The sequence below is a fragment of the Variovorax flavidus genome (assembly GCF_030317145.1).
Taxonomy (GTDB): Bacteria; Pseudomonadota; Gammaproteobacteria; order Burkholderiales; family Burkholderiaceae_C; genus Variovorax; species Variovorax flavidus.
Genome location: NZ_JASZYE010000001.1, coordinates 912,468 through 930,473 on the forward strand (window position 1 = coordinate 912,468; position 18,006 = coordinate 930,473).

Below are 18,006 nucleotides of genomic sequence, written 5' to 3' on the forward strand. Positions count from 1 at the left end.
GTTGGACAAAACAGAATGTACGTTCTAATATCGAAACGTTCAAGAACATTCATTCTATTTTTTCGACATGGACCCGATCGCCACCTACGAGCAGCTGAAGAACCGGATCGCGCAGGCCTACCCCGGCATGTCGAAACAGCTCCAGCGCATCGCCCGTCACGCACTGGAGCGGCCGGACGATCTCGCTCTCGGAACAGTGGCGGCGATTGCCGAGGCCGCCGAGGTGCAGCCCTCGGCCATGATCCGCTTCGCCAACGCCGTGGGCTATGGCGGCTTCTCCGAGATGCAGCAGGTCTTCCGCGGTCATCTGGTGGAGCGGTCGTCGAGCTACCGGGAACGCATCGTCGAGATGCGCCGCAAGCAGACCAACGGCGCGCGCGCGCCGGGCAGCGTGCTGCACCAATTGGCGATGGACTCGGTCGGCGAGTTGGGCCAACTGGAGGAAATGATCCACGAGGCCGATCTCACGAAGGCCGTCAAGCTCATCGCCAACGCACCTCACATCCATGTGCTGGCCCAGCGGCGGGCCTTCCCGGTCGCCGGCTATCTTGCCTACGCATTGAGCCAGCTGGAGTTGCGCACGCATCTGCTCGACGGCGCCGGCGGCATGCTGCGCGAGAGCCTGCGCGCGGTGGCGCCCGGCGACGTGCTGCTGGTCGCCAGCTTTCGCAACTACTCCCCAGAGGTTCTCGACGCGGCGCAGGCGGCGAGCGCCCGAGGCACCGCGGTGGTCGCGATCACCGATGGGCCCCTGTCACCACTCAAGGCGTCGGCCAAGGTCTGCTTCGAGCTGGCCGACGATTCGTCGAAGCCCTTCCGCTCCCTCGTAGCGCCACTGTGCCTGGCGCAGGCGCTGGTCGTGAGCACCGGGCATCTCCTGGCCGAGCAGGCCAGCCACCAGCGGGCCCGCAAGGTGCCCACAGCCAAGAAGCCGTCATGACAAGACCATTCGACGTCATCTGCATGGGGCGGGCCGCGGTCGATCTGTACGGCGAGCAGATCGGCGGCCGGCTGGAGGACATGCTGAGCTTCACCAAGTACCTGGGCGGCTCGCCGGCCAACACGGCGGTGGGCGTCGCAAGGCTCGGCCTCAAGCCCGCAATGCTCACGAGAGTCGGCGACGAGCACAACGGACGCTTCGTGCGCGAGACGCTGGCCGCGGAAGGCGTGGACGTGAGCCACGTGAAGACGGACCCGCGGCGCCTGACGGCGCTGGTGTTCCTCGGCATCCAGGACCGCGAGACCTTCCCGCTGGTCTTCTACCGCGATCACTGCGCCGACATGGCGATCGACGAAGCCGACGTCACGCCCGGCCACATCGCATCCGCCACCGCCCTGCTGCTCTCGGGCACGCATTTGTCGCAGCCGCAGACCTACCAGGCATGCCGCACCGCGATTCGGCATGCCAAGGCCGGCGGCACGCGCGTGGTGCTCGACATCGACTACCGTCCGGTGCTCTGGGGCCTGACCAGCCCCGGCATGGGCGAGCAGCGCTTCGTGCCGTCCGATCAGGTCAGCGCGCATTTCCAGACGGTGATCCCGTCGTGCGACCTGGTGGTCGGGACCGAGGAGGAAATCCACATCGCCGGCGGCAGTTCGGACACGCTCACCGCCATCCGGCGCCTGCGCTCGCTCACTGCCGGCACGATCGTGATGAAGCGCGGGCCGATGGGCTGCGTGGTGTTCGACGGCGCGATTCCCGATCGCCTGGACGACGGCCTGCGCGGCCCCGGCTTTGCGGTCGACGTCTACAACGTACTCGGCGCAGGCGATGCCTTCATGGCTGGGTTCCTGCGCGGCTGGCTCAAGGACGAGCCGCTGGAACGCTGCTGTACCTACGCCAATGCCTGCGGCGCACTGGTCGTGTCGCGTCATGGCTGCGCCCCGGCCATGGCGAGCTGGGAGGAACTGCAGCATTTTCTTGCGCATGGCTCGCACACGCGTCGGCTTCGCGAGGACGCGCATCTCGAGCATCTTCACCGCGCGACGACGCGCACGCGGCGATGGAGCGAACTCGGAATTCTCGCCTTCGATCATCGTGTGCAGCTCGACGAACTCGCTGCGCAACATGGCGCCGAGCCCCGCAGCGTCGAGACCTTCAAGCGGCTGGTGGCCGAGGGCGCTCGCCGCGTCGCGCAAGCCGAGACGTCCGGCCCGGACGCCGGCATGATCCTCGACAGCCGCTTTGGCGCAGACATCCTGCCGACCCTCACCGGCAAGGGCTGGTGGATTGCCCGCCCGGTGGAGTTGCCCGGTTCGCGTCCGCTGGTCTTCGAAACCAGCAAGGCGCTTTCGCTCGAGATGCGCGGCTGGCCGGGCGAGCACGTCGCGAAATGCCTGGTGAGTTATCACCCGGACGATCCAAAGGCGCTGCGCGATGCACAGCTGGCGCGGCTGTCGGAACTGCAGTGCGCGAGCATCGCGACCTTTCATGAGTTCCTGGTCGAAGTCATCCCCCCACGCGAGCTGCCGGGCGACGAGAGCACGCTGGCCCGCGCGCTGGAACAGATCTACGAGGCCGGCATCCGCCCCGACTGGTGGAAGCTGCCGCCTTCCGATTCGACTCAGGCGTGGGAGCAGATCGGCGCGGTGATCCGCCGACACGACCCGCACTGCCGCGGCGTGCTGCTGCTGGGCCTGGAAGCCAGCGAAGACGAACTGCGCAACGGCTTCGAGGCCGCAGCGCCGCACGCCATCTGCCGTGGCTTCGCCGTGGGCCGGTCGATCTTCGCGGACGCCGCCGCCGGATGGTTTGCCGGCCAGCTCGGCGATGCGCAGGTCATCGATGAGGTTGCCGACCGCTATGCCCGACTCATGCGGCTCTGGCGCGAAGCCCGGGCCGGCGTCACCTCCCCTCTTGCTTGAACTTTCACGGAAACCACACTCATGACCACATCCAGGATCGGCTTCATCGGCATCGGAATGATGGGCCACGGCATGGCGAAGAACCTGCTTGCGAAGGGCTTCGCCCTCACCTTCAAGGCCCACCGCAACCGCGCCAATCTCGCGGACCTGCTGGCAGCAGGCGCCACCGAGGCGGGCACCCCCGCCGCGACCGCCCAGGCGGCGGACATCGTCTTCATCTGCGTGACCGGCTCGCCGCAGGTGGAAGACATCGTCTATGGCGCGGATGGTCTGCTGGGCGCCGCACGGCAAGGGCTGATCGTGGTCGACACGTCGACGGCCGAGCCCTCGTCCACCACCCGCATCCGCGCCGACTTCGCGGCCAAAGGCGTGAAGTTCATCGATGCGCCGCTGGCCCGTACGCCCAAGGAGGCGGAGGAAGGCCGGCTCAACACCATGGTGGGCGCGGACGCCGAGGACTTCCAGGTGATCGAGCCGGTGCTCAAGGCCTTCTGCGAGAACATCTTCCACGTCGGTCCGCCCGGCCACGGCCATGTGCTGAAGCTGGTCAACAACATGATGGCGATGAGCTTCGCCGCCTGCATCGCGGAGGCCTTCGCGGTCGCCGCCAAGTCGGGACTCGACCTCAAGCGCCTCTATGACGTGGTGTCGGTCGGCGGCGTGAACTGCGGCATCTTCCAGATGATGACGAGCAAGACGCTCACCGACGGCTCGGTGGACGGCTTCAAGTTCGGCATCGCCAACGCACAGAAGGACCTGCGCTACTACACCCACCTCGCCGAGACGCTTCCCGTGTCGAGTTTCATGGGCGAGGCCGCGCACCAGAGCCTGATCCAGGCCGTCAACCTCGGGTTCGGCGACAAGCTGATCGCCTCGCTCTTCGAGGCCCAGGAAAAGGCCAGCAACGTGAAGATCATTCCGCGCTAGTCCCTCCCCACAACAGCAGGAGACAACGACCATGAAGAAGACCAATACTCCCTCCGATTCACGCCGTGCCCTGCTCAAGGGCACCGGTCTCGCGCTCGCGGGCGCGGGTCTGTACGGCGTGGCGCCCTTCATGGGCCCGTGGAAACACAACCGCGTGTGGGCGCAGGCCGCGCAGAAGAAGCCGCTGGTCATCGGGCTCACCATGGATGCCTCGGGCCAGTACGCCGCATCGGGCGGCGAGGAACGGCTGGGCGCGATGATGGCGATCAAGGAATTCAACGACAAGGGCGGCGTGCTGGGGCGGCGCATCGAGGCCATCCACATCGACACCGAGACCACGCCGGCGACCGGATCGCGCGTGGCCGAGCGGATGATCACGCGCAACGAGGCCGCCTTCCTGATCGGCGCCGTCCATTCGGGCGTGGCCAACGCGATCTCGCAGGTCGCGCAGAAGTACGGGACCATCTTCCTCAACACCAATTCGAGCTCGCCGACAGAGGCTGGCAAGGACTGCCATCGCGTGAAGTTCGTGTGGGACGGCAACGGCACCAACTTCTCGAATGCAACGGTCAAGAACGCCATCGCGGCCAGCGGCCGCAACTGGGTCCTGCTGACCAACGACTACGTGTGGGGCCACACGACCTCGAAGGCGACGCGCGCCATCGTCGAAGCCAACGGCGGCAAGATCGTCGACGAACTGCTGGTGCCGCAGAACACGCGCGACTTCTCGTCCTATCTGCTGAAGCTGCAGCAGCTCAAGCCGAACGTGGTCGCGACGGCCGTGGGTGGCGATGACATCAAGGCCTTGCGCCAGCAGGTGGTGCAGCTCAAGCTGAACCAGAGCATGGCGTGGATCAACAACCAGCAGGACTGGCCGGATGTGTATGGCCTTGGTCCGGATGCGATCTTCGGCGTGTTCGGCACCACCTGGTACTACCGCCTCGACCTGCCGGGTGTGAAGGAGTTCGTGGCCGCCTACCAGAAGCAGTTCCCGGGCATGGCCATCCGCGTGCCGGGCAACGTCTACCACAACGCCTATATGGCAACGCGCGAGCTGCTGCGCTGCGTCGAGGAAACGGGAACGACGCAGAACATCGCGGTCATCAAGAAGCTCGAAGGCCGAAAGATGACCGCGGCGGACCGCCTGCAGCACTACGACGCATGGATCGACCCGGCGACGCATCAGTGCCAGCAGACCATCTACATGGCGCGCTACAACGACGCGCCGGCCGAAAAGGACGACATCTTCAAGATCCTGACGCAGGCCGACCCGAAGGACGTGCAGGACAAGGACGCTGCGGCCAACTGCAAGCTGGAGAGCTACGAGTCGACACCGAGCTACGACGTCTGAATCGCCGGACCCAGACGCGATGGACTTTCTCTTCCAGTTGCTGCCCCACCTGGTCAACGGCGTTTCGCTGGGGTTGCTGTTCGCGCTGATTGCGCTGGGCTTCATGCTCATCGTGGGCGTGATGGAGACCATCAACCTGGCGCACGGCTCGCTGTTCGCTCTCGGCATGTACGTTGCGCTCTTCATCGTGGCGCCGCAGCTGGGCATGTTTCCGGCGCTGCAGGCGGCGTACATGGCTTTGCCGATCGAGGTGCGCTACCTCTTCGCGCTGGTGTTGGCTCCGGTCTTCGTCGGCCTCTTCGGCATGCTGCTGGAACTGTGCATGCGGCGCACCTACGGTCGCGATCCGCTCTACGGCCTTCTGCTGACCTTCGGCGCGGCGCTGGTGATCGAGGAAGGCATCCGGCTCGTCTGGGGCTCGTCCGAGAAGCAGATCCCGCTGCCGCAGGCGATCTCGGGCGCATTGATGCTGGGCGACCTCATCTATTCGCGCTATCGCTTCTTTGCCAGCGCCTTCGCGGTGCTGATGATCTTCCTGCTGTGGCTCTTTCTCCAGAAGACGCCCTACGGCGCGATCATCAAGGCCGGCGCGCACGACAGCGAGATGGTGCGAGCCCTGGGAATCAACCTGTCGCGGCTCCGGTTGTTCGTGTTCGGCCTGGGCGTGGCGCTCGCCGCAATCGCGGGTGTGGTGATGGCGCCGATCTGGGGCGTGCGTCCGCACGTGGGGGTGGATGCGGTGGTGCCGGCCTTCCTCATCATCGTGCTGGGGGGCGTGGGTTCGCTCTGGGGTGCGGTGATCGCGGGACTGATGGTGGGCATGGTCGTGGGCCTGACCGGCTCGTACGCGTCGGAGTGGTCCCTGATGTCGATGTACCTGCTGTTCATCGCGGTCGTCACCTTCCGCTCGCGCGGACTGTTCGGAAAGAAGAGTGCGCTCGATGCCTGAACTTCACTCGAGGCCCTTGCAGGGCAAGGTCGCGCTGGTCACCGGGGCCGCCGGCACGATGGGGCGGGCGGCGGCGCGCTTCCTGCTCGAGGACGGCTGCAAGGTCGCGCTCGTGGATGCTCATCGCGAACGGACCTTCGCGCTTGCCGCGGAACTCGGCGCCGATGCCCTGCCCTTCTGCTTCGACATCAGCGACCCTTCTGCAGTGCAAAGCGGCCACGCGCAGGTTGTCGAAGCCCTCGGCCCGGTCGACGTGCTGGTCAACAACGCCGGGATCCTGTCGAACAACAAGGCGGAAGCCACCGACGCCTCGGAATGGCGGCACGTGCTCGCGGTGAACCTGGATGGCGCCTTCTACCTGTCTCAGCAGGTGGTGCCGTCAATGAAGGCGCGACGGGCCGGCCGCATCATCAACACCTGCTCGCTGGCGGCAAAGACCGGCGGGCTCACGGCGGGAACGGCCTATTCCGTCTCCAAGGGTGCGCTGACCTCGCTGACTTTCTCGCTGGCGCGCGAACTGGCATCCTTCGGCGTGACCGCCAACGGCATTTCGCCGGCTTATGTGAAGACGCCCATGATCACCGAACAGCTGACCGAACAGCAGCGGCAGGCCCTGCTGAAGGACATCCCGGTCGGCCGCTTCTGCGAGCCTGAGGAGTTTGCGCACGTGGTGCGCTTCCTCGCATCGCCGCTCGCCGGCTTCATCACCGGGGAGATCGTCGATCTCAACGGCGGCTTGCTGATGGACTGACCGCATGGAAGAAGAAATCACGCCACGCATCGACTTTTCTCGCGAGATGTCGGGCCTGTTCAGCCTCGAAGGCCGAGTCGCGTATATCCCCGGCGGCTATGGCGGTATCGGCGAAGCCATCGCCTGGGCGATGGCGTTGGCCGGCGCCAGGGTGGCAGTGTCGGGACGGGACGAAGCCAGGGCGCAGGCGCTGGCCGCGTCGCTCCGGGCGGCGGGACATGACGCGCTGGGGGTCTCCATGGACGCGCATTCGGTCGCCGACATCCAGGCGTCGGTCGATGCCGTCGCTGCGCACTTCGGCAGGCTCGACGTGCTGATGAACTGCATCGGCATCCAGCGCGAACAAGCCTTGCTCGAAGCGACCGAGGAGGCCTTCGACGAGGTGGTACAGGTCAATCTCAAGGCGGCGATGTTCCTGGCGCAGGCGGCGGCACGGCACCAGATCGCCGGCGGGCGCGGCGGATCGCAGGTGCACTTGCTGTCGGTGCGATCCCGATTGGGCCTGCGCGGCCGGGGCTACTCGGCCTATGCCAGCAGCAAAGGCGGCTTGGTCATGCTGATCCGCCAGCACGCCGCCGAGCTGGCGCCGCACGGCATCACGGTCAACGGGGTCGCGCCGACGGTGGTCCGCACCGAAATGGCGCGCCACTGGCTGGCGAACCCCCAAACGCACCGGCAGTTGCTGGAGCGCATTCCGCTCGGCCGGGTGGCCGACCCGAAGGACGTGGCGGGCGCGGCGGTGTTCTTCTGCGCGCCGGCGGCGTCATTCGTGACCGGCCAGGTGCTGTATCTCGACGGCGGCATCAACGCAACGCAGTGACGCGCACGTGGAGGCGCGTCCTTTCCTAGAATCACCCTGGGATTCGGCCCCGGACCCGTCGCTTCAACGACGATCCGGACGTCGCTCGCCTTATCCGGAATAAGCATTCGATCGCCCGCAAACCCGCATGGGGATTGACGAATAAGCTTATCCGCATAAGGCGCGAACCAAAAAATAGTTTGTTTCCATAAGGCTCGCTTCTACATTCCTGGGCTCGCGTTGACGGGCCGTGGACGCACCGCCTTCCAGCAACTGACACACGATGTACCAATACACAGATTTCGACCGCCAATTCGTGCACCTGCGCGCGGCGCAATTCCGCGACCAGCTCGAACGTTGGCAAACAGGCAAGCTCTCCGAGGACGAATTCCGTCCCCTGCGGCTGCAGAACGGCTGGTATGTGCAGCGCTACGCGCCGATGCTGCGCGTCGCGGTGCCTTATGGCGAGTTGTCGAGCCGACAGCTGCGCGTGCTGGCCAAGATTGCGCGCGTCTACGACGAGCCCGAGGCCGAGGTCTACAAGACCGCGCTGGCCACGCAGGGCAAGCTCGGCACGCACAAGCTGCCGACGCACTACGCGCACTTCACGACACGCCAAAACGTCCAGTACAACTGGATCCCGCTGTCGAAGTCGGCCGACGTGATGGACCTGCTGGCCTCGGTCGACATGCACGGCATCCAGACCAGCGGCAACTGCATCCGCAACATCACCAGCGACGAGCGCGCCGGCGTGGCGATCGACGAGATCGCCGATCCGCGCCCCTTCGCCGAAATCATGCGGCAGTGGAGCACGCTGCATCCGGAATTCGCCTTCCTGCCACGCAAGTTCAAGATCGCGATCACGGGCGCCAAGGAAGACCGCGCTGCCACGGGCTGGCACGACGTCGGTCTGCACCTGGTGAAGAACGACGCGGGCGAACTGGGCTTCCGCGTGCAGGTCGGCGGCGGCATGGGCCGCACGCCGATCATCGGCACCGTACTGCGCGAGTTCCTGCCGTGGAACCAGATCATGAATTACCTCGAAGCGGTGATCCGTGTCTACAACCGCTACGGCCGGCGCGACAACATCTACAAGGCGCGCATCAAGATCCTGGTGAAGGCCGAGGGCCAACGCTACATCGATGATGTCGAAGCCGAGTACAAGCAGATCATCGAGCACGACGGCGCACCGCACACGGTCACGCAGGCCGAGCTCGACCGCGTGAGCGCTTCCTTCGTGCCGCCGACGCTGGCAACGCGCGTGTTCCGCAGCGCCGAGGAAACCGATGCCGAACTGCGCGCCCAGGCCGCCGACGACGTGATGTTCGCGCGCTGGCTGGCACGCAACGTGGCGCCGCACCAGAATCCGGCGCTGCGCGCCGTCACGCTGTCGTTCAAGCGCCGCTTGCAGGCACCCGGCGATGCGTCGGCCGACCAGCTCGACACCGCTGCCCTGCTGGCCGACCGTTTCAGCGCCGGGGAAGCCCGCGTCACGCACGACCAGAACCTCTTGCTGCCCTGGGTGCATGCCGAAGACCTGCACGCCCTGTGGCTCGCCGCGCGCGAAGCCGGCTTCGCCAGTGCCAACGTACACCTGCTGACCGACATGATCGCCTGCCCTGGCGGCGACTTCTGCGCGCTGGCGAATGCGCGCTCGATCCCGATCGCGGAGGCCATCACCGAGCGCTACCAGGATCTGGACGAACTCGACGACCTCGGCGAGATCGACCTGCACATCAGCGGCTGCATCAATTCGTGCGGCCACCACCACAGCGGCCACATCGGCATCCTCGGCGTCGACAAGGACGGCAAGGAGTGGTACCAGGTCACGCTTGGCGGCTCCGACGGCTCCGCGCTCAGCGGTGCGGCGCAACCGGGCAAGGTGGTCGGCCCCTCGTTCTCCGCGGCCGAAGTGCCGGACGTGATCGAAGCCGTGCTCAACACGTATCGCGACACCCGCGAAGCGGGCGAAACCTTCATCGATGCGCTGCGGCGCGTCGGCATCGAGCCTTTCAAGGCCGCCGCCAACGGCGCGCGCTTCAAGGTCGAGGAGGCCGCATGAACAAGACGCTTCAACTGATTGCTGCCGAAGACCACGTGGACAACGGCGACCCGAACGTGCTGCAACTGCCCAACGACGCCGATCCCCTCGCGATCGAGGTGTGCCTCGACGACGTGGAACGCATCGACCTGGACTTCCCCAAGTTCACCGATGGCCGGGCCTACAGCCAGGCTTTCCTTCTGCGTCGGCGACTCGGCTTCAAGGGCGACATTCGCGCCACGGGCGATGTGCTGATCGACCAACTGGTGCAGATGCAGCGCACCGGCTTCTCGAGCGCCGTGCTGAAGGAAGGCGTGGACGCCTCCGCCGCCCAGCGCCAGTTCGACCGCTTCGCCGCTTTCTACCAGGGCGATGCAGTCCAGGCGACCCCCATCTTCAAGCGCGAAACCGCCTGAACTCCATCCACCAGCCAGCGCCCCGACGCCCAGCCAATTCGACATGAACGCCATCTCGCTCTACGCCAAGCCCTCCGCCGATTTCGACGACAAGCTCGCCGAAACCGTGGCCCTGCTGCGCGGGGCGGCCGCCGAGTTCACGCCGATCACTCAGGCTTCCAGCCTGGGCGCGGAGGACATGGTCGTGACGGACATCCTGCATCGCTTCCAGGTGCAGAGTGGCGTTTTCGTGCTCGAAACCGGCAAGCTTCACGCTGAAACGCTGGACTTGCTCGACCGGCTGCAAACCCACTACGGCCGGGAAGTCGAGGTGTACCGCCCCGTCGAACAAGATGCGGCCACCTTCGTCAAGGAGAACGGCGAGGATGCGATGTACCGCAGCCTCGACTTGCGCAAGGCCTGCTGCCACATCCGCAAGATGGAGCCGCTCGAGCGGGCACTCGCCGGCAAGCGCGCCTGGATCACGGGCCTGCGACGCGAGCAATCCGGCGCGCGTGCCGAGGTCGAGTTCATCGAGCAGCAGCCCGAGCGCGTCAAGCTCAACCCGCTGGCGCGGTGGACCTGGGGCGACGTCTGGCACTACATCGCCCTCCACAAGGTGCCCTACAACCCGCTGCACGACCAGTTCTATCCGAGCATCGGCTGCGCGCCCTGCACCCGAGCCGTGACGCTCGGCGAAGACTTCCGGTCGGGACGCTGGTGGTGGGAGCAGGAAAGCGCCAAGGAGTGCGGCCTGCACGTCGCCGCCGACGGTAGCCACGAGGGCGAGGAGCCCGCTGCTTTCGAGCCCCTGTCCGCGGTCTCACCGCTTCCGAACCGTGCCATCCCCATTCGTGCCATCCCGAACTGAGCCCCGCTTCATGAACGCCCGTACCGACACCGACCTGCTGCTGCAATCCACATCGCAGTCGCTCGCGCGCCTTTCCAACACACAGCTCGATGCACTGGAAGAAGAGACCATCTTCATCCTGCGCGAAGTCGCCGCATCCTTCGAGCGGCCGACGCTGCTGTTCTCGGGCGGCAAGGATTCGCTGGTGCTGCTCAAGTGCGCGGAAAAGGCCTTCGGCATCGGCCGTATTCCCTACCCGCTGCTGATGATCGACACCGGCCACAACTTCCCCGAGGTGACCGACTTCCGCGATGCCCGCGCCAAGGAACTCGGCGCCGAGCTGATCGTGCGCAACGTCGAGGACTCGATGAAGCGCGGCACGGTGCGGCTCGCGCACCCGGACGAATCGCGCAACGTGCACCAATCGGTCACCTTGCTCGAAGCCATCGAGGAATTCCGCTTCGACGCGCTGATCGGTGGCGCCCGCCGCGACGAGGAAAAGGCCCGCGCCAAGGAGCGCATCTTTTCGCACCGCGACAGCTTCGGCCAATGGCAGCCCAAGGATCAGCGCCCGGAGCTGTGGACGCTCTTCAATACGCGCCTAGCGCCCGGCGAGCACTTCCGCGTGTTCCCGATCTCGAACTGGACCGAGCTCGACGTGTGGCAATACATCGAGCGCGAGAACATCGCCCTGCCCTCGATCTACTACACGCACAAGCGCGAAGTGGTGGAGCGGCGCGGCCTTCTGGTGCCGGTGACCGAACTCACGCCGCCGCGTGACGGCGAGCAGATCGAGGTCCGCGATGTTCGCTTCCGCACCGTCGGCGACATCACGTGCACTTGCCCTGTCGACAGCCTTGCCGCCGATGCCGGCGATGTGGTCATCGAGACGCTCGCCGCCGACGTGAGCGAGCGCGGGGCCACGCGCATGGACGACAAGACGTCCGAAGCGTCGATGGAAAAGCGCAAGAAAGACGGATATTTTTGACTCGCCCCCAGGCTTGCCCACTTCGTGTGGCCGCCTACCCCCGCCGGGGGCAACACCTGCGGACCGGCGGAGCCGGATCCGCGGTGTTTCTGGACTTGAGGGCGATGGGCCCGCTTTGAATGAGACGAATATGACTATTGCGACTGCTGCTCCCTCTGGAACCCACGCCGCCGAGACCGGCGCGGCGCTGCGCTTCATCACCTGCGGCAGCGTGGACGACGGCAAGAGCACGTTGATCGGCCGCCTCCTGGTCGACAGCAAGACCGTCCTGCAGGATCAGCTGGCTGGCGTGCAGCGCGGCGGCGAGACCGATCTGGCGTTGCTGACCGACGGCCTCTCGGCCGAGCGCGAACAGGGCATCACGATCGATGTGGCCTACCGCTACTTCTCGACCGCGCACCGCAAGTTCGTGATTGGCGATGCACCCGGTCACGAGCAGTACACGCGCAACATGGTCACGGCCGCTTCGAGCGCCGATGCGGCCGTGGTGCTGGTCGATGCGACCAAGCTGGCCTGGGCGGCCGAAGTCGGCGATGGCGAGGTCGTCAAGCGCGAACTGCTGCCGCAGACCCGCCGCCACACACTGCTGTGCCATCTGCTGCGCGTGCAGTCGATCGTTTTCGCAGTCAACAAGCTCGACGCCATTGACGATGCCGAACTGGCGTTCGAGCGCATTTCTGCCGCGCTTGCGAATTTCGCCGAAGCCGCAGGCGTGCGGGTCGCTGCCACGGTGCCGATCTCGGCGCTCAAGGGCTGGAACGTCGCTTCGCGCCACCCCGACTGGGCTGGCTATGAAGGCCCCAGCCTGCTGGAACTGCTGGAACAACTGCCGGTCACCGAGCAGGATGAAGCCGTGCCTTTCGCCTTTCCGGTGCAATGGGTCGAGAAGTTTTCCGCCTCGGCCGACACCTCACGCGGCCGCCGTGTGTTCTGGGGCCGAGTCGCCAGCGGGCACATCGAGCCCGGCCAGCGCGTGACCGTGCTGCCGAGCAACCAGACCGCCACCGTCGCGCAGGTGCTGAGCCACACGCGCCAACCGAAGACCGTGCATGCGGGGCACAGCGCCGGCATCGTGCTGGATCGCGAGCTCGACGTGTCGCGCGGTGACTGGCTGCTGGAACCCGGCGCTTTCGAGCCGTCGCGCGAGATCATCGCCACCATCGCATGGCTCGACGACGAGCCGCTCGTGGCGGGACGCGTCTATTGGGCGCTGCAGGGTCACCGATGGGTCAAGGCCAAGGTCGCGCGCATCGTGGATCGGGTGAATATCACGACGCTTGATTCCGAGCCGGCCGATCAGCTCGAAGCCAATGCCATCGGCGATGTGGTGCTGAGTCTGCAGCAGCCGCTGGCTGTGTTGCCCTTCACGCAATCGCGCGCGCTGGGGTCGCTGATCCTCGTCGACACCGCCTCTCACCGGACCTCCGCCGCCGTGCTGGTGCGTCCCGCGGCCGCAAAGGCCTAAAATTCGGGGTTTTCCCGATCATTCCTCTCGTCAAGAACCATGACCCACGTCGTCTCCGAATCCTGCATCCGCTGCAAATACACCGATTGCGTCGACGTGTGTCCCGTCGACTGCTTCCGTGAAGGGCCGAACATGCTGGTGATCGATCCCGACGAGTGCATCGATTGCGCAGTCTGCATTCCCGAGTGCCCGGTCAACGCGATCTACGCGGAGGAAGACCTGCCCGCCAACCAGTTGGCCTTCATCAAGCTCAATGCCGAGCTGGCCGTGGCCGATGGCTGGAAGAGCATCACCAAGCGCAAGCCGGCGCTGCCCGATGCCGAAGAGTGGAAAGACAAGACCGACAAGATCTCGGAGCTGGTGCGCTGAGCACGTCATCACGCCCCATCGAAACTGACGCGCTGATCATCGGCGCGGGCCCGGTCGGGCTGTTCCAGGCCTTCCAGCTCGGCCTGCTCGAAATTTCCTGCCACATCGTCGACGCCTTGCCCCGTGCCGGCGGCCAATGCGTCGAGTTGTATGGCGACAAGCCGATCTACGACATTCCAGGCACGCCGGTGACCACCGGGCGCGGCCTCGTGGAATCGCTGCTGCAGCAGATCGCCCCCTTCAAGCCGCAATTCCACCTCGGAGAACAGGTCGCGACCCTCGCCCGCCAGGACGATGGGCGCCTGCTGCTGGGCACGAACAAGGGCAGCGCCTTTCTGGCGAGAACCGTGTTCATCGCGGCTGGGGTCGGCGCCTTCGTGCCCAAACGCATTGCCGTCGAAGGCATCGAGCGGCTGGCAGACACGCGGCTCGTCTACCACCCTGACGCGCTCGACAGCTTTGCCGGGCAGACCGTTGTCGTGAATGGCGGCGACGATGCCGCGCTCGAAACTGCACTGGCGCTCATCCCCATTGCGAAGCAGGTCACCTTGCTCCATCGGCGAGACGTCTTCCAGGCCGGGGACGCCACCGTCGCCGCGCTGCGCGAGCGCATCGCCGCCGGAACGATGCGCCTGGCCGTGGGCCAGCCAGTCGGCTTCGACGATGCCCAATTGCACATCGCCACGCCTGACGCGCAGACCGTGGCGCTGCCATTCGATGCACTCATAGGCTGCCTCGGGATTTCGCCGCGGCTTGGCGCCATTGCCGACTGGGGCCTGGATCTCGTACGCAAGCAAGTGCCGGTCGACACCGAAAAGTACGAAACGCGCGAGCGCGGCGTCTTCGCAGTGGGCGACATCAACACCTATCCGGGCAAGAAGAAGCTGATCGTCTGCGGTTTCCACGAAGCCACGCTGGCAGCCTGGGGCGCAACGACGATCGTGTTCCCCGACAAGTCGATCCCCCTTCAATACACCACGACCAGCACCCGGCTGCACACCCTTCTGGGCGTCGATCACTGAGTGCATCCGCGGCGGAACTCCCCGCACGCAGATCGTTGCGACCCTGAACGGCGTGTGAACGCAGAATTCACGCTATCGACACCGCGCGAGCCTACGATGCTCGCATGCAGGCGCTGAACATCTCCCTCTTTCAGTGGCTGGCCGCGGGCCACACGCCCCATCCACAGTTGCTGTGGATCGCGTCAGTCCTCGCCGACGGCGCGTCCTGGGCCTGCGTCGCGATCATGGGATGGGTCGCCTGGCGATGCCCGTCGCAAAGGGCGTACGCGATGGGGACGCTCGCCGCCGCCGGCGTGGCGGCAGTCATCGCCCATGCACTGGCGGACGCCATCAACTTGCCGCGCCCCTTCGCGCTCGGCCTGAGCCCGTCGCACATCACGCATGGCGCACGCGGCTCACTGCCCAGTGCACATGCATCGGTGATGTTCACCGTTGCGCTGATCTTCTCCATGCGCCCTGCCCTGCGGGTTGCAGGGCTGGCGATGTTCGCGATCGCGGTTGTCACGGGATGGGCACGCGTCTACGTCGGGGTTCATTTCCCCTTCGACATCGTCGCTGGCCTGTTGCTGGCCGGCGCGATCACGGCGGTGTTCTGGGTTCTGGTGCGCTGGAGCCAGCGCTTCATCCTTCCGAGGCTCGTTCGCGACGATGCGCAGAACGCTCTTCGGCCGAAAGGCACACCGGAACGAGGTGTTGCGCCTCTCGAATCGCGGGCCACGGTCCGCCACGCCTGAATTCGATTCCCCTCGCCGTCCGGCCTGCGGCGCCACGCCGCCAGCGCTACCGGGGAACGCATCGCTCTACAATTCACCCTGCTTCGCCAGACTGAAGCAACGCTAGGGGTGCCGACCTGCCACAACCCGTGGGCCGGCTGAGAGAGTCCCTTTGAACCTGACTGAGGTAATCCTCGCGCAGGGAAGCTGGTCCGGCGGCCGCCACGTTTTCTCGCGTGCCGGTCCCACCGCCGGGCCTTGCCCACCTGCCAAACAATTTGCACGGGAGCAAATGGATGGCAAACACACACAACGATGCCGCGCCGGACGGCGCCAACGAGGCCCTGACGCCCCTGCGGGACGAAGGACGCGTGTTCCGGTGGCACGACCACATGGCGCTGTGGTTCAGCCTCGGCGTCGGCCTGCTCGTCATGCAGATCGGTGCGTACCTGGTCCCCGCTGTCGGCACGCGTGACGCGGTCTTCGCGATCGTGCTCGGCTCGTGCATCGGCGCGGGCCTCCTCGCTTGGACTGCACGCCTGGGCTGCGAAAGCGGGCTCGCCAGCGCGGGCCTGATGCACGCCACCTATGGGAGCGCTTTCGCTCGCCTTCCGGTGGTGCTGAACATCGTGCAGCTGATCGGCTGGACCACCTTCGAGATCGTGATCATGCGCGAAGGCACCCAGGCCATCGGCCGGCAGGCGTTCGGCTGGTCGCTCGACGGCAACCTGGGCTCACTCGTGACGACGCTGCTCTGGGGCGGCGTGCTCCTCGCCCTGCTGGCGGGCTCGATGGTCAAGCTGGTGCGCCGGTTCGTGAGCCGATTCGGGCTGCCGCTGGTCGTGCTCTCGCTCGTGTGGCTGACATGGCAATTCGCGACACGGCTCCATGCCAGGGGCCTGGATGCCTTCTGGACGCGCCCCGGTGACGGCAGCATGGGCATGTTCGGTGCACTCGACCTCGTGATCGCGATGCCTGTCTCCTGGCTTCCGCTGGTCGCCGACTATGCGCGCCACGGCAAGCGCAGCTCGGGCGGACTGGGCGGCGCCTTCAGCGGAACCTGGATCGGCTACGCGGTGGCCAACATCTGGTGCTACGCGCTCGGTGTCATGGTGGTGAGCGTGGCAGAGCCCGGTGCCAGCCTGGTCACGGCGTTGTTGCTGGCACAGGGTGGACTGGTCGCGCTGGGCCTGATCCTGATCGACGAACTCGACAACGCGTATGGCGACGTCTACTCGGGTTCGGTCTCGGCCCACAGCCTGCAGCCGCGCTGGAGCGTGCGGCGCTGGGGCCTGCTGCTCGCCGTGGTCTGCATTGCCTTTGCGCTGGTTTTGCCGATGCACTCGCTCGAACCCTTCCTGCTGCTGCTGAGTTCCGTCTTCGTGCCACTCTACGGCGTGATCCTCGGGCGACTGGGCTCAGGCGGCTCCGTCGTGGCGGTGGGCACGCGCCGCGTGGACATCGCGGCTTCGGCCATCTGGATCGGCGGCATCGCCATCTATCACGGCTGCGCGGCGTGGGCGCCCCAGTGGGGCTCCGCGCTGCCGACCCTGGCGATCACCTTCGTGCTCGCCTGGCTCACACGTCCGTCGCCGGCAGGCGGACCGTCGGCACTGGCGCAAAGCCGTGGTTGAGGGGGCCGTGGCCCGCACCGACCTTGACATCCGCGCCCGCCTCCATGGCGGCGACCACATAGCCACGCGCGCGTTCGACAGCCTGGGGCAATGCGTAGCCGAGCGCCAGGTGCGCGGCGATCGCCGACGACAGCGTGCAACCCGTGCCATGGAGGTTGCGACTGGCGATGCGCGTAGACGCCAGCCGCAGCCGATCGCCACCGGCTTCCGCCAGCAGGTCGACCACGTCGTCACCCGGCAGATGTCCGCCCTTGAGCAGCACGGCGTTTGCCCCCAACGCGAGGAGCTCGCTGGCCGCGTCGTCCAGCGCATCGACTCCGTCGATCGCATGGCCGATCAGCAATGCCGCCTCGTCCAGATTGGGCGTAACCACCACCGCTCGCGGAAAGAGATCGCGCACCAGCACCTGAACGGTTTCCGCCGCGATCAGCCTGTCGCCGCTGGTGGCAACCATCACCGGGTCGAGGACCACGTTCGGAAGCTTGTAGTGATCGATGGCCCAGGCCACGACCTCGACGATCTCCGGCGCATGCAGCATGCCGAGCTTGACGGCATCGACGCCGATGTCCTCGACCACCGCCTGGATCTGCGCCTTCAGAAAGGCCGGCGGCACGCCATGAATGCCCGACACGCCGAGCGTGTTCTGGGCCGTGAGCGCGGTGATCGCCGTCATGCCGTAGCAGCCCAGCGCCGCGAAAGTCTTGAGATCGGCCTGGATGCCGGCGCCGCCGCCGCTGTCGGAACCCGCGATCGAGAGCACGCGGGCGTAGCGGGAAAATGCAATGGTCATGGCACGAGCTTACCCCCACCTTCGCCCACTTCTTGCGGCTCGGACACTCCCTCTCCGGGGCGCAACGCCAGCGACCCGGCGGAGCCGGTCGCGCGGT

At 66.3% G+C, this 18,006-nt stretch carries 17 protein-coding genes and 1 riboswitch; of the genes, 16 read left to right on the forward strand and 1 reads right to left on the reverse strand.

Annotation, left to right across the window (positions count from 1 at the left end; translation table 11 throughout):
- The first annotated feature begins 67 nt into the window (after window positions 1–67).
- The 16 genes from QTH90_RS04415 to QTH90_RS04490 all read left to right on the forward strand — a co-directional run bounded on the left by QTH90_RS04415 (window position 68) and on the right by QTH90_RS04490 (window position 17,119).
- Window positions 68–940: a MurR/RpiR family transcriptional regulator gene (locus QTH90_RS04415; protein WP_286663299.1), complete on the forward strand. Its 873-nt coding sequence runs from the start codon at window positions 68–70 to the stop codon at window positions 938–940.
- The gene (locus tag QTH90_RS04420) at window positions 937–2,865 is read left to right on the forward strand and encodes a bifunctional 5-dehydro-2-deoxygluconokinase/5-dehydro-2-deoxyphosphogluconate aldolase (protein WP_286663300.1); all 1,929 of its coding nucleotides are present in this window, start codon (window positions 937–939) and stop codon (window positions 2,863–2,865) included. The genes QTH90_RS04415 and QTH90_RS04420 overlap by 4 nt, the downstream gene beginning before the upstream one ends.
- A 21-nt stretch (window positions 2,866–2,886) precedes the next feature.
- A complete protein-coding gene (locus QTH90_RS04425; RefSeq protein WP_286663301.1) occupies window positions 2,887–3,792 on the forward strand; it encodes an NAD(P)-dependent oxidoreductase in 906 nt (301 codons plus the stop codon).
- Window positions 3,793–3,823: 31 nt separating this feature from the next.
- Window positions 3,824–5,143 (forward strand): ABC transporter substrate-binding protein, encoded by a 1,320-nt coding sequence (locus tag QTH90_RS04430; protein WP_286663302.1) that lies wholly within the window; start codon window positions 3,824–3,826, stop codon window positions 5,141–5,143.
- A 19-nt stretch (window positions 5,144–5,162) separates the two neighbouring features.
- The gene (locus QTH90_RS04435) at window positions 5,163–6,092 is read left to right on the forward strand and encodes a branched-chain amino acid ABC transporter permease (protein WP_286663303.1); all 930 of its coding nucleotides are present in this window, start codon (window positions 5,163–5,165) and stop codon (window positions 6,090–6,092) included.
- On the forward strand, window positions 6,085–6,843 hold the full coding sequence (locus QTH90_RS04440) for an SDR family NAD(P)-dependent oxidoreductase (RefSeq protein WP_286663304.1): 759 nt from the start codon (window positions 6,085–6,087) through the stop codon (window positions 6,841–6,843). Before QTH90_RS04435 ends, QTH90_RS04440 begins: the two co-directional genes overlap by 8 nt.
- 4 nt (window positions 6,844–6,847) lie before the next feature.
- Window positions 6,848–7,663, forward strand: a complete 816-nt coding sequence (locus tag QTH90_RS04445) for an SDR family NAD(P)-dependent oxidoreductase (protein ID WP_286663305.1) — start codon at window positions 6,848–6,850, stop codon at window positions 7,661–7,663.
- A 262-nt stretch (window positions 7,664–7,925) separates the two neighbouring features.
- Complete coding sequence (locus QTH90_RS04450; RefSeq protein ID WP_286663306.1) at window positions 7,926–9,704, forward strand: nitrite/sulfite reductase; 1,779 nt, start codon at window positions 7,926–7,928, stop codon at window positions 9,702–9,704.
- Window positions 9,701–10,099 (forward strand): DUF934 domain-containing protein, encoded by a 399-nt coding sequence (locus QTH90_RS04455; RefSeq protein ID WP_286663307.1) that lies wholly within the window; start codon window positions 9,701–9,703, stop codon window positions 10,097–10,099. Before QTH90_RS04450 ends, QTH90_RS04455 begins: the two co-directional genes overlap by 4 nt.
- A gap of 43 nt (window positions 10,100–10,142) precedes the next feature.
- The gene (locus QTH90_RS04460; RefSeq protein WP_286663308.1) at window positions 10,143–10,949 is read left to right on the forward strand and encodes a phosphoadenylyl-sulfate reductase; all 807 of its coding nucleotides are present in this window, start codon (window positions 10,143–10,145) and stop codon (window positions 10,947–10,949) included.
- Between the two features lie 10 nt (window positions 10,950–10,959).
- On the forward strand, window positions 10,960–11,916 hold the full coding sequence (cysD, locus tag QTH90_RS04465; protein ID WP_286570021.1) for a sulfate adenylyltransferase subunit CysD: 957 nt from the start codon (window positions 10,960–10,962) through the stop codon (window positions 11,914–11,916).
- 130 nt (window positions 11,917–12,046) lie between these two features.
- The gene (locus tag QTH90_RS04470; RefSeq protein ID WP_286663309.1) at window positions 12,047–13,381 is read left to right on the forward strand and encodes a sulfate adenylyltransferase subunit 1; all 1,335 of its coding nucleotides are present in this window, start codon (window positions 12,047–12,049) and stop codon (window positions 13,379–13,381) included.
- 39 nt (window positions 13,382–13,420) lie between these two features.
- Window positions 13,421–13,750 (forward strand): ferredoxin FdxA, encoded by a 330-nt coding sequence (fdxA, locus tag QTH90_RS04475; RefSeq protein WP_286663310.1) that lies wholly within the window; start codon window positions 13,421–13,423, stop codon window positions 13,748–13,750.
- A complete protein-coding gene (locus QTH90_RS04480; protein WP_286663311.1) occupies window positions 13,708–14,772 on the forward strand; it encodes an NAD(P)/FAD-dependent oxidoreductase in 1,065 nt (354 codons plus the stop codon). Before fdxA ends, QTH90_RS04480 begins: the two co-directional genes overlap by 43 nt.
- A gap of 104 nt (window positions 14,773–14,876) precedes the next feature.
- Complete coding sequence (locus tag QTH90_RS04485; RefSeq protein ID WP_286663312.1) at window positions 14,877–15,506, forward strand: phosphatase PAP2 family protein; 630 nt, start codon at window positions 14,877–14,879, stop codon at window positions 15,504–15,506.
- 94 nt (window positions 15,507–15,600) lie between these two features.
- A riboswitch (TPP riboswitch) is annotated at window positions 15,601–15,707 on the forward strand.
- Between the two features lie 74 nt (window positions 15,708–15,781).
- The gene (locus tag QTH90_RS04490) at window positions 15,782–17,119 is read left to right on the forward strand and encodes a purine-cytosine permease family protein (RefSeq protein ID WP_286663313.1); all 1,338 of its coding nucleotides are present in this window, start codon (window positions 15,782–15,784) and stop codon (window positions 17,117–17,119) included.
- On the opposite strand, the gene thiD is transcribed toward QTH90_RS04490, so the two are convergent.
- On the reverse strand, window positions 17,064–17,909 hold the full coding sequence (thiD, locus tag QTH90_RS04495) for a bifunctional hydroxymethylpyrimidine kinase/phosphomethylpyrimidine kinase (protein ID WP_286663314.1): 846 nt from the start codon (window positions 17,907–17,909) through the stop codon (window positions 17,064–17,066). The two genes, QTH90_RS04490 and thiD, sit on opposite strands and share 56 nt — an antisense overlap.
- Window positions 17,910–18,006: the final 97 nt, after the last annotated feature.